The sequence below is a fragment of the Streptococcus sp. SP8 genome (assembly GCF_030440045.1).
In the GTDB taxonomy this organism is placed as follows: domain Bacteria; phylum Bacillota; class Bacilli; order Lactobacillales; family Streptococcaceae; genus Streptococcus; species Streptococcus parasanguinis_I.
Map to the genome: position 1 here is coordinate 77,200 of NZ_JAQFJL010000004.1, position 12,879 is coordinate 90,078.

A 12,879-nucleotide genomic window follows, 5' to 3' on the forward strand; every position below is an offset into this window, starting at 1 on the left:
AGACAGTATTTTCTTAACCCCTGTGTAACAAACAAAGATAAGAAAAGAGGCCTATGAAAAAACGAATTTTAGTATTGGGAATTCTTCTAGTAGCCCTTCTATTTGCATTTGCTCCTTCTGCTCATGCTGGTGTCGGCAATACGCATAGTGGTGGTAGTAGCACTATTCATTCTGGCGGTGGTGGTGGTAGTAGCTGGTCTGGAGGGGGAAGTAGCTGGTCTGGTGGCAGTAGCTGGTCTGGTGGATCCAGTAGCTACAGTTCTAGTTCTGGATCAGACTCTGGTGGGGCGGTAGCAGTTGTCGCCATCATTGGATTGATTGGATTTGTCTATAATATTGCAAAAGAGGCTAATGAGAGTGATGATTCGTCCTATTCAAATAGTGGTCCAAAACGGACAACCGAAGAACGGGCGGGTCGACCAATTGAGAACAACTATGAAGCGATTCGCCGCATCCGTAAACTGGATCCAATGTTTGATGAAGACCGCTTCTTGTCGCAAGTTAAGCTGGTTTATCTTCAATTGCAGTCTGCCTGGACAGAAAAAGATTGGAATTCTGTGCGGAACTTAGAAAGTACGAGTCTTTATGAGCAGCACTTGACGCAGTTACAAGAGCATATTCGTGCCAAAACAACCAATGTTCTAGAGCGCGTATGTGTGGAAGATTCGAAGATCAAAGACTTTATCGAAAATCCAGAAGGCAATGACCGCATTGAAGTCATTCTGTCTTCGACGATGAGAGATTACATTCGAAATGATGAAACGGGTCGTGTGATCGAAGGGGATCCAACCAAAGATCTCTTTACCGTTTACCGCATGGTCTTCCTCCGTGAACATGGAGCCCAGACAGAGATCATTAAGAATTCAGAAGTCGTTAGTGATCACTGTCCGAACTGTGGTGCGCCACTAACGATCGATTCAATCGACAAGTGTGAATATTGCCAAGCATCCTTGAAGCACAATCCAAAAGATTGGGTCTTGGATGTCTACGAAGTTGTGGATGAAATTGAATTCTACAGATAGGAGAATGTATGGGATTTATTAAAGCAGCCCTTTCAGCGGGCATTTCAAGTTTTCAAGATAGTAAATTTAAGGAAGCCATTACCTTGCCGGAAGCTGTTCCAGCAACAGCTTTGGCCATTAAGGGACAGCTCTTGACCAAAGATCCAGATGGGCGCTCTCGTCAGAGCAACCAAAATACGGGTCTATTGACAGATGGCTCTGTTGTCATTGTTCCCCAAGGCTATGTTGCTCTCTTGGTCAATAATGGAACGTTTCTAGGAGACCTTCTAGAAGCAGGGAGTCACGAATGGCAAGCCGGTGAAAATGCCTGGTTGTTTGAAAAGGGTGGTGTGAAAGGAACGTGGGATCAGTTCAAGAATCGTTTCTCATTTGGAGGCCAAGTGGTCACCCAACAAGAAATTATTTTTGTGCGGATGCAACCTTTTACAGGAAATAAATTTGGCACTCAAAATCCAGTTGAGTACTTTAGCGACCGTTACCAACAACTTCTTAGCATTCGTTTTTATGGTCTTTATGATGTTAAAGTGGCAGATCCTGTACTCTTTTACATCAGTGCAGTCAGTCGTCAAATCACTGCAGATAAGCCATTTACCTTGGAAGATGTGGCTCAGGGAACCTTGCGCCAAAATCTAGCACCAAAAATTGCAGTGGCCATTTCAAAATATACGGCTGAAAATAAGGCAGACATCTACAATATCAATGCGGACCAAGATGTCTTCAATGAAGTTGCAAAACGCGAAGTCAACAAAACGTGGACAGAATTATATGGTATCGAATTAACCAATGTCCTCATCGAAGATTTGAGCTACGATGCAGACAGTATGGCCAAGGTCAATAAACTGGACAGTGAATTGGCAGCGATGAAGTACAATACCATTGAAATCGAAGAGCGTCGTGCTCGCAATGAGGCCTTGGTCGCAGCTGCTAAAAATGAAGGTGGCAATGGCATGAACATGATTATGGGGATGAACTTGGGTCAAGCACTTGGCAATGACCTTCAAAAGCAAGCCTCTCCAGCTCAAGACAAGCCCAAAACCTTCTACATTGAAGTAGATGGAAAATATGTCCATGTCACCAAAGATGCTGATGGCAATATTGTGCCTGTAGACCAATAAGGAATTGTGAAGCTGGTGGTGGAAATGTAGAGATTCTAAGGACTCGTTCCTACAATCTCTCTCCGCCTTCTAGCCTTCCTAAAAAGAGAAAATTGCTGTTTGAGAAAAATCAAATAGTGTGTTACAATAAAGAGTAATCTATTTTTAAAAAAGAGGTAATAAAACATGATCGAAGCAAGTAAATTGAAAGCTGGTATGACTTTTGAAACAGCTGACGGAAAATTGATCCGCGTTTTGGAAGCTAGCCACCACAAACCAGGTAAAGGAAACACTATCATGCGTATGAAATTGCGTGATGTCCGTACTGGTTCAACATTTGATACTAGCTACCGTCCAGAAGAAAAATTTGAACAAGCGATTATCGAAACTGTTCCAGCTCAATACTTGTACAAAATGGATGATACAGCCTACTTCATGAACACGGAAACATATGACCAATATGAAATTCCAGTTGTGAACGTAGAACAAGAATTGCTTTACATCCTTGAAAACTCAGAAGTAAAAATTCAATTCTACGGAAGCGAAGTCATCGGTGTAACAGTTCCTACAACTGTTGAATTAACTGTTGCAGAAACTCAACCATCTATCAAAGGTGCTACAGTGACTGGTTCTGGTAAACCTGCTACAATGGAAACTGGTTTGGTCGTAAACGTTCCTGACTTCATCGAAGCTGGACAAAAATTGGTCATTAACACTACTGAAGGAACTTACGTTTCTCGTGCATAAGAGACATCTCAGGGTGTCAAATAGAAAGGAACTTCTATGGCAACTGAACAATTTGGTGACATCGTTATTGCACCACGTGTATTAGAAAAAATTATTGCGATTGCGACAGCAAAAGTAGAGGGTGTCTATTCGCTTGAAAACAAGAGTGTTTCAGATAGCTTATCCAAACGCTCCCTTGGACGTGGCGTCTACCTTCATACAGAAGAAGATGGTCAAGTTTCAGTAGACATCTATCTCTATTTAGAATACGGAGTGGCTGTACCATCTGTCGCTGTAGCCATTCAAAAAGCGGTCAAGTCTGCAGTTTATGATATGGCAGATGTAACCTTGGATGCTGTCAACATTCACGTTGTTGGTATCGCAACGGAAAAATCTCCAAAACCAGACTTGAAAGATTTGTTTAATGAGGACTTCCTCAATGACTGATGAAATTTTATTAGAATCACGTCGAGATTTGCGTGAGCGCGCCTTCCAAGCCTTGATGGCCTTGGAATACGATGGAGACATTGTTGAAGCTTGTCGTTTTGCTTATCTACATGATAAGGACCTAGCAGAAGACAAAGAAGTCGATCTTCCTGCCTTTCTCATGAATCTCGTGACGGGTGTCTACCAATCCAAAGATCAACTGGACCAGCAAATCGGTCAACATTTGAAAACCGGCTGGACTGTTGAGCGCTTGACCTTGGTAGAGAAAAACATCCTTCGTCTGGGAATTTACGAAATGACAGAGTTTGATACACCACAGATCGTCGCAGTCAATGAAGCGGTGGAATTGGCCAAGGCCTTTTCAGATGAAACCTCTTCACGATTTGTCAACGGTGTCCTCAGTCAATTTGTGACAGAAGAATAATTAAAAAAGAGCCGATGGCTCTTTTTTTGTGAAAAATATCCCCACAGTTTCTACTGAGGGGATACTGCTTTTAGACACTTTTTCCAGAGTGGAGACTAACGGGCAAGAAATAACCGGTAGTCGCTACTTTTTTTCCTTCGATCTTTTGGAGTAAAAGATCCACCATGAGGATAGCAATGTCTTCGAGGGGTTGTTGGATGGTTGTCAGTTCAGGTGTATAGGTCTCAATGAACTGGGTTCCATCATAACCAATCACTTTCAAATCCTGGGGAATCTGAATATCTAATTCTCTAGCGACTTTCATGATCAAGATCGCCGTCAAATCATCGGAGGCGAAAATGGCATCTGGTTTGTGGTGGGTTAAAATCTGTTTGATTTCCATTTCTTTGCGAATAGGGGAGAAATCACTGGAAACATTAATGATCATGGACTCAGGTAGAACCGATGCAAACCCCGCATGACGCAAGCCTGTTGGGGAGTTGGAGTTGTCATTCCCTGTGATCATGATAATATTTCGGGCTCCGGTTTTTACTAAAGTTTCTGCTGCAAGCACCCCGCCAGCGTAGTTGTCTGAAGAGACAACCGGAATTTCTGGGGAGAGGTTGCGGTCAAAAGCAATGATAGGAGCAGTTACCCGGTTGTAATCTTCAATGCCCAAATTATGACTTCCTGAAATGATGCCATCTACCTGGTTAGCCTCCAACATCTCAATATATTCGCGCTCTTTTTCGGAGTCGTGTTCACTATTGCAGATGATGGTTTTATAGCCGTGTTTGAAGAGTTGGTGCTCTAGTTTGTCGATTAATTCAGCATAGAAAACATTGCTGATGTTGGGAAAGATCAAGCCGACTAACTTGGCTGATTTTCCTTGGAGGCTACGAGCAACATTGTTAGGTTTATAGCCCAATTCTCGCATGGCTTCTTGGACTTTTTGGATCGTTTTTTCAGACAGGTATCCTTTTTTATTGATGACCCGTGAGACAGTAGTAGGGCTGACACCGGCGAGTTTGGCGACATCAGTTAGCTTTGCGACCATAATCAAGTTCGTAGTAAGTTCCAGTAGGGGTTCCAGACTTGATCAAGATTCCATTTTGATCTGCATGTGGGTAGACCCGACCAGAAAATACTTTTTCTCCTTTATTGATAAAGATTTCAAATATCGAATTGTCAATAAAAATATTAGCGGTTGTCGCTTGGTTAGCGATTGTGCAGCTACGGCTCGTACCGAAATCTTGGGCATATTGCTCACCAGCCTGGCTACGATCGACTGTGACCAATCCTTTAGCCAGATCAAATGTGAGAACTAAGCCCTTTCCTTCTGCATCGGCAAAGAGGACGATTTCGTTCTGGCTATCCTTTTCAAACTGCAATTCCAATTCATAGCAGTTCTTGGTTTGTGCCTTGTTGGCAAATTCCTCACTCTCAGCGCGCAAGTCTTTGATGGCTTCAACTGGGTATTGGTAGAGCTTGCCATCTTTGATGGTTAATTCTTTGACCAGTGAGAGAGCTCCTTGGTAGTCATAGGAATCCGTTGGATAAGAAACGTCTGGAAGACCTAGCCAGCTAACAGTATAGGCACGTCCATCGGGAGCATTAAATCCTTGAGTCGCATAGGCTTCAAAACCATAGTCGAGATTATGCAATTCAGATACATCAACCATTTTGGCCTTTTCTGGGTCAAAGCTTGCCCCAATCTTGTACATATTTGGATAGATATTGTCATAATCAAGAACGGCTTTATCTAAGCCTTGAGGGCAGTATAGGAGAACGGGTTGGTCTCCTACAAAGACTAGGTTGGGACATTCCATCATATAAGCTGTCCGATCGTTTGCAAAATCCAAGTCACCGACTGTAACCCAGTTGGAATAGTCGTTATCTACAGCCTTATAGAGACGGATGAATCCTTTCTTCTCAAGGTTTTGACCACCAACGATAGCGTAGAATTGACCTTTGAAATTAAAAATCTGTGGGTCACGAAAGTGATCCGTAGAGTCAGCCGGTTGATTAATCAAGATTTTGTCAATTTTTTCAATCTTGCCGTCTTTATCCATCAAAGCACCTACTTGGTAAGGATGACGAACCCATTCTGCATCACGAACATTTCCGGTGTAGAATAAGAATAGTTTGTCACCAAACTGCATGGCTGATCCGGAATAAGCTCCATGGCTATCCAGATCTGTGTCTGGAAGAAGCGTTACACCAGTTTCTTTGAAATGAACCAAGTCTTCACTTTCTGTTTGTACCCATGATTTTAACCCATGGGCTGCACCAAATGGGAAATTTTGGTAAAACAAGATCCATTTTCCATCAAAGTAGGAAAAACCGTTAGGATCATTTAAGAGACCAGCTTTTGGCTCAACATGATAGTGTGTATGCCAAGGAGATTTGGCCATATGATCTTGGATGGCTTGCTTTTCCTCTTTTGTCCAGTCTTCGTAACGTCTGTAACGACGTTCAGTTGTCCATTCCATTTTATTCCTCCGAATTTTTTCTTACTTCCATAGTACCGATTTCCTATTAAAAATGCAAGCGATAAATGAAAAAAATGGCAAAAAATGTCAAACGATTGACAGCTATTTTGCAGCCTGAAGAAAAGAGGAGAAGTTGAAAATTTATGAAAATATGAAAGAAAATGAAAATAAAAGTCTGATTTAAAGTGCTAAAAAGCGTAGTACAGGCCTGTTTTAAAATGAAAATAGTTTCATACTGTCAAAAGGTGTCAAAAAGTCCAAAAAAGTTTCAAAAAAATCCTGCAAAACGCTTGACATATTTTCAATACGTGGTACAATTAAAAACGTAGAAACGATTTAACCGTTTACATTACAAAAAATAAGGAGATTTTTGCAAAATGTCAAATACAGAAATTGCAAAGCAGGTCATCGATGCAATCGGTGGGGTTGAGAACGTTAGCAGTGTTGCTCACTGTGCGACTCGTCTTCGCGTGATGGTAAAAGATGAATCAAAAATCAACAAAGATGTTGTTGAGAACATTGAAAAAGTACAAGGTGCTTTCTTTAACTCAGGTCAATACCAAATCATCTTTGGTACTGGTACTGTAAACAAGATCTATGATGAAGTAGTAGCTCTTGGCTTACCAACATCATCAAAAGATGAAATGAAAGCAGAAGCCGCTAAACAAGGAAACTGGTTCCAACGCGCGATCCGTACCTTTGGAGACGTTTTTGTTCCAATTCTACCAGCAATTGTTGCGACTGGATTGTTTATGGGGATTCGTGGTGCCATTGCTCAAGACCAGGTTTTGGCTTTGTTTGGTACAACAGCAGACGCATTTAAATCTACTGATTTTTATACCTATTCAACAATTTTAACTGATACCGCGTTTGCCTTCTTCCCAGCCTTGATTTCATGGTCTGCGTTCCGAGTATTCGGAGGAAATCCTGTTCTTGGGATTGTAATTGGTTTGATGATGGTTAGTCCGACACTTCCAAATGCGTGGGTTGTAGCGGAAGATCCTTCTAAAGCAGCAACATACTTTGGTATCTTCCATCATGTGGTTGGATTCCAGAACTCAGTTCTTCCCGCTTTCTTCGTTGGTCTAATTGGTGCGAAACTTGAAAAGTGGCTCCATAAGAAAATTCCAGATGTCTTAGATTTGTTATTGGTTCCATTATTCACATTAACAATCATGTCATTCCTCGCTTTGTTTATTATTGGTCCATTCTTCCACAGCATTGAAGAATATGTACTGAATGCAACTAAGTTTATTTTAAATTTACCATTCGGACTTGCAGGGCTTCTTATCGGTGGGGTTCATCAGTTGATTGTCGTTACTGGCGTCCATCATATCTTTAATCTTCTTGAATCACAATTAATTACTGCAGATAAAAAAGATCCATTTAATGCAATCATTACAGCAGCTATGACTGCGCAAGCTGGTGCTACTTTAGCAGTGGCAGTAAAATCTAAATCTCAAAAAGTGAAAGCTTTAGCATTCCCAGCAACTATTTCTGCTTTGCTAGGTATTACTGAGCCTGCAATCTTCGGGGTGAACTTGCGTTATGTGAAACCATTCGTTATTGCTTTGGGAGCAGGTGCTGTAGGTGGTTGGATTGCATCTATGTTAAATCTGGCTGGTACAGGATTTGGTATTACAATTATTCCAGGTACACTTCTCTATCTAAATGGTCAATTATTGAAATATGTATTTATGGTTGTATTTACAACTGCACTAAGTTTCGGTTTGACTTATATGTTTGGTTATGAAGATGAAGCTTCATCAGTTCCTGCAGAGGATAAAGAAGCTGGTGCAATTATTGAAGAAGAAACAACTGGAGCTCTTCCAGCATCTCTTCAAGACGAAACCATCATCTCTCCTATCGTTGGTAGTGCTGTAGCACTTGCTGATGTGAATGATCCTGTCTTCTCAAGTGGAGCGATGGGACAAGGAATTGCCATCAAACCAACTGAAGGCGTTGTCTATGCACCAGCAGATGCTGAAGTAACTATTGCTTTCGCAACTGGTCATGCTTACGGTTTGAAGACAGCTAATGGTGCTGAAATCTTGATCCACGTTGGTATTGATACAGTATCAATGAACGGTGAAGGATTTGATCAAAAAGTAGCTCAAGGCGATAAAGTCAAAGCTGGTGATGTCCTTGGTACATTTGATGCAGCGAAAATTGCCGCAGCTGGTCTTGAAGACACAACTATGGTGATCGTCACTAACACGGCTGACTTTGCTTCTGTCACACCTGTTGCAACTGGATCTGTTGCGAAGGGTGATGCGATCATCGAAGTCAAAGCTTAATCGAAATAATAAGTTCTCAAGGACTGGTCTATCATCTCCAGTCCTTGAATTTTATTTCTCAAAAAAAGGTGTGTTTTTTCTTTAGAGAAGAGAAAAAGATTGACTACAAAATATGCTATAATAAATACAGGATATTTTTCATAATAAAAAAGGAGCCAACATGACAAAATTATATGGAAGTTTGGAAGCTGGCGGTACAAAATTTGTTTGTGCAGTTGGTGATGAAAACTATAATGTGATTGAGAAAGTACAATTTCCAACAACCAAGCCAATTGAGACGATTGATAAGTGTATTGAATTTTTCTCAAAATTTGAGGATCTAGTTGGGCTTGCGATTGGTTCATTTGGACCAATTGATATCGATCCAAATTCAAACACTTATGGTTTCATCACAACGACTCCAAAACCAAATTGGGCCAATGTAGATATCGTTGGGGCTTTCCGCCGTGCCTTGAATGTACCTATCTATTTCACGACAGATGTGAATAGTTCTGCCTATGGAGAAGTGGTCGCACGCAATAACGCGGGTGGTCATATCGAAAACTTGGTTTACTATACAATCGGAACAGGAATCGGAGCTGGTGTCATCCAACGTGGTGAGTTTATCGGGGGAGCTGGACACCCAGAAATGGGACACTACTATGTGGCTCAACACCCAATGGATGTGGAAAAAGAATTCAAGGGTGTTTGTCCTTTCCACAATGGCTGTTTGGAAGGCTTTGCGGCTGGTCCTAGTCTGGAAGCTCGTACGGGTATTCGTGGGGAAAACATTGAACTCAATAGCAATGTATGGGATATTCAAGCCTACTACATCGCACAAGCAGCAGTGAATGCGACAGTTACCTTCCGCCCAGACGTCATTGTCTTTGGAGGAGGAGTCATGGCTCAACAACATATGTTAGATCGTGTTCGCACGAAGTTTACTGCCCTCTTGAACGGTTACCTCCCTGTACCAGATGTGAGAGATTATATTGTGACACCTGCAGTTGCTGGCAATGGTTCAGCGACCTTGGGGAACTTTGTCCTTGCAAAAGAAGTGAGCGAGAAGCTTAAAAAATAAGAAGCAATTGTCTCTTAGAGGTTAGAAACAAGAGCGAGGAGGCTGGGACAAAAGTCCTAGCCTCTCAATTATTTTTGGATTGTCGAGCAAGACGCAGTGGTTGAGTGGGCTCTACTACGCTGATTTCATCAGCTTTTACAGCCCTACTCAACTGTGCGGAGGTGGGACGACGAAATCGAATTCTAACGAATTACCGATTTCTGTCCCACTCACTTCTTTCGTCTATCTATCAAGAAGTGAGGAAGGAATGAAAAAGAATATTGTAAAAGATGTCTTATTCTTGGGTCAAAAGTCAGAAGAAGCGACACCTGAGGATCGCACCTTGGCTTTGGATTTGCAGGACACCTTAAATGCTCATCTCCTTGAGTGTGTTGGTTTAGCGGCTAATATGATCGGGGTGAAAAAGCGGGCGATTATTATCCGAATGGGAAGTGAAAATCTGGTCCTGTTTAATCCGGTTCTCCTTGAAAAGAAAAAGCCTTACCAAACAGAAGAAGGATGCTTGTCCTTGGTGGGGAGTCGGCCGACCACTCGTTATGAGGAGATTTTAGTGGCCTATCGAGATGTGAATTGGAAAGCAAAAACAATTCATTTGTCAGGTTTTCCAGCCCAGATCTGTCAGCATGAAATGGATCATCTAGAAGGTATTATTATCTAGAAGTCATTAATGGAGTCTATTCGACTCCATTTTTTACTAGGAAAAAGTGATAGAAAAGTCGATTCTTGGAGACATAAAATTGATAAAAGCAAAAAAAGGAATAGCGGTTGTATAGAAAAAGAAGAAAGAAACAATAAAAAAGAAGCCTGGCTTGACAGGCTTTCTTAGGATCGCGTATACTAGTAGTACAAAAACGAGATGATAGACAGGAGTGCCAACATGAAGCCCAATCTTCAAGATTATCTGAAATTTTATCGTTGGCTAACCCTGCCTTTTACGAGAAAGCCACGTCGTGTGCAGGTTCTTCAAAGGATGAATCGAATCCTGACGTTCGCCATGCCAGGCATCTACGGCCTGGTCTTTTGTTGGCTGTTTTTAAAGAAAACTTCAATGGGAGAAATCTGGCCTTTTATCTGGATCCCTGCTTCGGGTTTTGTCTTGTTTAGCCTCTTTCGTCATTGGGTCAATGTTCCAAGACCTTATGAAAAATGGGAGATTCAACCCTTATTAGAAAAGAATTCATCTGGTCATTCCTTTCCTAGCCGACATGTATTTTCGGCGACCATTATCTCCATGTGTGTCTGTCAGTTGTCGCTTTCTCTAGGAATGTGCTCCATGCTCCTATCTCTTCTATTAGCCCTTGTCCGAGTTCTTGGAGGGGTTCATTATCCCAAGGATGTTCTCGTCGCTTGGGGGCTGGGACTCGTTTGGGGAGGACTCTTTTTGCTGGTTTGAATGAACAAATTGCTGAAAATTGACCTTTGTCTAAGAGCGAGGGATAGTGTATACTGGAAAGTGGACTTAGAATAGGAGAGAAGATGAAGTACAGAAAAGCAGAAAAAGCAGATCTGGATCAGGTGGTTCGAGTAGCCAGTACAGCCTTTGAGGACTATCTATTTTTAAAAGTTATCAAGGATTTGGTTCGGGATCCCAAGCAATACCCAGCCTTTGTTGAGGCAATGATGCGCATCTTGGTGAAGGTTTTTCTTAAGCACCATATTTGCCTTGTGGCAGAAAAAAACGATGAAATTTATGCGGTAGCCTTGTTGCAAAAGGGACCGATTCCTTTTCGGGCCTATCTATTAAATGGGGGATTTGGTTTGCTCAAGTTTATTTCCTTGAAAAATATGTTGGCCTACTTTAAATTTATGGAGGACACGGATAAGGAATTGGAGCAAAATGTAGACTTTGATTGGTATTTGATGCTTCTCGCAGTCGCCCCTAAACACCAACGGCAGGGCTATGGCAGTCGCTTTATGACAGAAGGAATTGAGCCTTTCTTGGAAGAGATCAAAGGGGAAAAACTAGCCTTTTATACCAATACCAAAGGAAATGTCTATTTTTACACGAAAAATGGTTACAAGGAAGTCTATTCAAGTGAGATTAGCTTTAACCAAGTAGAAATGGGAAGTTGGTATTTCTTGAAGGAACTAAAAAAACACTAAGGTTCAAAGCCTTAGTGTTTTTTCATTGTAGCTGTGAATCTGCTTGAATACCGAATTTTTCAAAGAAAGCAGTTCGTTCTTCTATGATAGCATCGGTCGGATGTTTGATATTCCGTAAGAGCTCAACAAGGTCCGGCGTGACTTCACGAAGCAGTTGCCCTAAGGACCAGATAGCCGTTGCAATATGAATCTGATTTTGTGAAGTTTCGATGATGTTCAGGAGCTTAGGGATGGCCGAACGGTCATTGGCATTGGCTAATGCAATGATGGCATTGCGCTGGAGGATGTTCTTGCCTCGCCAACTTCCAGCAACATGTCCGAATTTTTCCTTAAATTGTCCGTTGGACAGCTCGATAAAAGGAATCAACTCTGGATGAGCCAGATCAGGATCGATTTCTGTTGCTAAGGGATTATCTAGCCCTTTGTTATAAGGGCAGCAAATCTGACAGATGTCACATCCATAGATGACCGTTTTAATTTTCTTGCGAAATTCTAGGTCCATCATGCCCTTGTCTTGGGTTTGGAAGGACAAACAACGCTTGGCATTCATAGAGCCATCTCCGATTAAACAGGAGGTTGGGCATGCATCTAAACAACGTCGACAGTCTCCACAACCATAGTCGACTGGCTGATCCGGTTCGATTTCGAGGTTGGTAATCAATTCGCCCAGAAACATGTAAGAACCGTATTCTTTTGAAATGACCAAGCCATTTTTTCCGATAAAGCCAATACCAGCTCGTTGGGCGACAGCCGTATCAACCAGTGCTCCAGTATCGACCATGCCCTTGTATTCAAAATCTTGCGTCATTTCTTCAATCCCAGCAGCTAAGCGGTTGAGCTTGTCTTGAAGGACATAATGGTAGTCTAATCCCCAGCTGTTGGGCGTGAATTTTCCTCTTTTATAGGCTGTTTTTTGAGGTTGCTGCTTGAGTTTGTGGGGGTAGGCGACAGCGATTGAGATGATGGTCTTTGCGGAGGAGAGACTTAATTTGGGGTGGATGCGCTCTTCAATATTCTTATGCTCGAATCCAGAATTCCGTCCTTCCTCAACGGCCAAGCGGAGCGATTTTTCCAAATAAGCGAAGTCTTCAGCAGTTGTAAATCCAATTTTTGAAATCCCAATAGAATGCGCCAGTTGGATAATATTTTCTTTTAGTGTCATTCCTTTCATTATACACAAAAATAAAGTTTCTGGCGAGAGAGGAAAATAATAGAAAGGGCTTTCAAAAGTTTTC

Annotated in this window: 14 protein-coding genes; 11 read left to right on the top strand and 3 right to left on the bottom strand. The window is 41.9% G+C overall.

The window, feature by feature from the left end; translation table 11 throughout:
• Nucleotides 1-53: 53 nt before the first annotated feature.
• From PCY11_RS05360 to nusB, 5 genes are all read left to right on the top strand, one after another.
• Nucleotides 54-1,022 carry a TIM44-like domain-containing protein gene (locus PCY11_RS05360; protein ID WP_049474082.1) on the top strand — a complete coding sequence of 323 codons (969 nt, stop codon included), beginning with the start codon at nucleotides 54-56 and terminating at the stop codon, nucleotides 1,020-1,022.
• Between the two features lie 8 nt (nucleotides 1,023-1,030).
• Nucleotides 1,031-2,137 carry an SPFH domain-containing protein gene (locus tag PCY11_RS05365; protein ID WP_301362565.1) on the top strand — a complete coding sequence of 369 codons (1,107 nt, stop codon included), beginning with the start codon at nucleotides 1,031-1,033 and terminating at the stop codon, nucleotides 2,135-2,137.
• A gap of 165 nt (nucleotides 2,138-2,302) precedes the next feature.
• On the top strand, nucleotides 2,303-2,863 hold the full coding sequence (efp, locus tag PCY11_RS05370) for an elongation factor P (protein WP_003005479.1): 561 nt from the start codon (nucleotides 2,303-2,305) through the stop codon (nucleotides 2,861-2,863).
• Between the two features lie 36 nt (nucleotides 2,864-2,899).
• The gene (locus tag PCY11_RS05375) at nucleotides 2,900-3,289 is read left to right on the top strand and encodes an Asp23/Gls24 family envelope stress response protein (RefSeq protein WP_003005404.1); all 390 of its coding nucleotides are present in this window, start codon (nucleotides 2,900-2,902) and stop codon (nucleotides 3,287-3,289) included.
• Complete coding sequence (gene nusB, locus PCY11_RS05380) at nucleotides 3,282-3,713, top strand: transcription antitermination factor NusB (protein WP_003008602.1); 432 nt, start codon at nucleotides 3,282-3,284, stop codon at nucleotides 3,711-3,713. Before PCY11_RS05375 ends, nusB begins: the two co-directional genes overlap by 8 nt.
• A gap of 70 nt (nucleotides 3,714-3,783) precedes the next feature.
• Here nusB and PCY11_RS05385 read toward each other — a convergent pair whose 3' ends face one another.
• Together PCY11_RS05385 and PCY11_RS05390 are read right to left on the bottom strand one after the other, a co-directional pair.
• A complete protein-coding gene (locus PCY11_RS05385; protein ID WP_049471835.1) occupies nucleotides 3,784-4,749 on the bottom strand; it encodes a LacI family DNA-binding transcriptional regulator in 966 nt (321 codons plus the stop codon).
• Entirely contained in the window at nucleotides 4,730-6,184 is a 1,455-nt protein-coding gene (locus PCY11_RS05390) for a sucrose-6-phosphate hydrolase (RefSeq protein ID WP_134974208.1), read from the bottom strand. The genes PCY11_RS05385 and PCY11_RS05390 overlap by 20 nt, the downstream gene beginning before the upstream one ends.
• Nucleotides 6,185-6,561: 377 nt before the next feature.
• On the opposite strand from PCY11_RS05390, the gene PCY11_RS05395 reads away from it, so the two are divergent.
• The 6 genes from PCY11_RS05395 (at nucleotide 6,562) to PCY11_RS05420 (ending at nucleotide 11,644) form a co-directional block, all read left to right on the top strand.
• Nucleotides 6,562-8,481 carry a sucrose-specific PTS transporter subunit IIBC gene (locus tag PCY11_RS05395; RefSeq protein WP_301362566.1) on the top strand — a complete coding sequence of 640 codons (1,920 nt, stop codon included), beginning with the start codon at nucleotides 6,562-6,564 and terminating at the stop codon, nucleotides 8,479-8,481.
• Nucleotides 8,482-8,641: 160 nt separating this feature from the next.
• Nucleotides 8,642-9,541 carry a fructokinase ScrK gene (scrK, locus tag PCY11_RS05400; protein WP_134974210.1) on the top strand — a complete coding sequence of 300 codons (900 nt, stop codon included), beginning with the start codon at nucleotides 8,642-8,644 and terminating at the stop codon, nucleotides 9,539-9,541.
• A gap of 247 nt (nucleotides 9,542-9,788) precedes the next feature.
• On the top strand, nucleotides 9,789-10,199 hold the full coding sequence (locus tag PCY11_RS05405; protein WP_134974211.1) for a peptide deformylase: 411 nt from the start codon (nucleotides 9,789-9,791) through the stop codon (nucleotides 10,197-10,199).
• Between the two features lie 9 nt (nucleotides 10,200-10,208).
• A complete protein-coding gene (locus tag PCY11_RS05410) occupies nucleotides 10,209-10,367 on the top strand; it encodes a hypothetical protein (RefSeq protein WP_301362567.1) in 159 nt (52 codons plus the stop codon).
• Nucleotides 10,368-10,418: 51 nt separating this feature from the next.
• A complete protein-coding gene (locus PCY11_RS05415) occupies nucleotides 10,419-10,934 on the top strand; it encodes a phosphatase PAP2 family protein (RefSeq protein ID WP_301362568.1) in 516 nt (171 codons plus the stop codon).
• Nucleotides 10,935-11,017: 83 nt separating this feature from the next.
• Nucleotides 11,018-11,644 (top strand): GNAT family N-acetyltransferase, encoded by a 627-nt coding sequence (locus PCY11_RS05420; RefSeq protein ID WP_003008580.1) that lies wholly within the window; start codon nucleotides 11,018-11,020, stop codon nucleotides 11,642-11,644.
• Between the two features lie 22 nt (nucleotides 11,645-11,666).
• Here the strand turns inward: PCY11_RS05420 and queG are convergent, their stop codons facing one another.
• Entirely contained in the window at nucleotides 11,667-12,806 is a 1,140-nt protein-coding gene (queG, locus tag PCY11_RS05425; RefSeq protein WP_301362570.1) for a tRNA epoxyqueuosine(34) reductase QueG, read from the bottom strand.
• Between the last annotated feature and the right edge of the window lie 73 nt (nucleotides 12,807-12,879).

What these genes read in the sequence shown, in the direction of transcription:
- PCY11_RS05360 (WP_049474082.1), top strand. Translation starts at nt 54, where the DNA reads ATGAAAAAACGAATTTTAGTATTGGGAATTCTTCTAGTAGCCCTTCTA.
- PCY11_RS05365 (WP_301362565.1), top strand. Translation starts at nt 1,031, where the DNA reads ATGGGATTTATTAAAGCAGCCCTTTCAGCGGGCATTTCAAGTTTTCAA.
- efp (WP_003005479.1), top strand. Translation starts at nt 2,303, where the DNA reads ATGATCGAAGCAAGTAAATTGAAAGCTGGTATGACTTTTGAAACAGCT.
- PCY11_RS05375 (WP_003005404.1), top strand. Translation starts at nt 2,900, where the DNA reads ATGGCAACTGAACAATTTGGTGACATCGTTATTGCACCACGTGTATTA.
- nusB (WP_003008602.1), top strand. Translation starts at nt 3,282, where the DNA reads ATGACTGATGAAATTTTATTAGAATCACGTCGAGATTTGCGTGAGCGC.
- PCY11_RS05385 (WP_049471835.1), bottom strand. Translation starts at nt 4,749, where the DNA reads ATGGTCGCAAAGCTAACTGATGTCGCCAAACTCGCCGGTGTCAGCCCT.
- PCY11_RS05390 (WP_134974208.1), bottom strand. Translation starts at nt 6,184, where the DNA reads ATGGAATGGACAACTGAACGTCGTTACAGACGTTACGAAGACTGGACA.
- PCY11_RS05395 (WP_301362566.1), top strand. Translation starts at nt 6,562, where the DNA reads ATGTCAAATACAGAAATTGCAAAGCAGGTCATCGATGCAATCGGTGGG.
- scrK (WP_134974210.1), top strand. Translation starts at nt 8,642, where the DNA reads ATGACAAAATTATATGGAAGTTTGGAAGCTGGCGGTACAAAATTTGTT.
- PCY11_RS05405 (WP_134974211.1), top strand. Translation starts at nt 9,789, where the DNA reads ATGAAAAAGAATATTGTAAAAGATGTCTTATTCTTGGGTCAAAAGTCA.
- PCY11_RS05410 (WP_301362567.1), top strand. Translation starts at nt 10,209, where the DNA reads ATGGAGTCTATTCGACTCCATTTTTTACTAGGAAAAAGTGATAGAAAA.
- PCY11_RS05415 (WP_301362568.1), top strand. Translation starts at nt 10,419, where the DNA reads ATGAAGCCCAATCTTCAAGATTATCTGAAATTTTATCGTTGGCTAACC.
- PCY11_RS05420 (WP_003008580.1), top strand. Translation starts at nt 11,018, where the DNA reads ATGAAGTACAGAAAAGCAGAAAAAGCAGATCTGGATCAGGTGGTTCGA.
- queG (WP_301362570.1), bottom strand. Translation starts at nt 12,806, where the DNA reads ATGACACTAAAAGAAAATATTATCCAACTGGCGCATTCTATTGGGATT.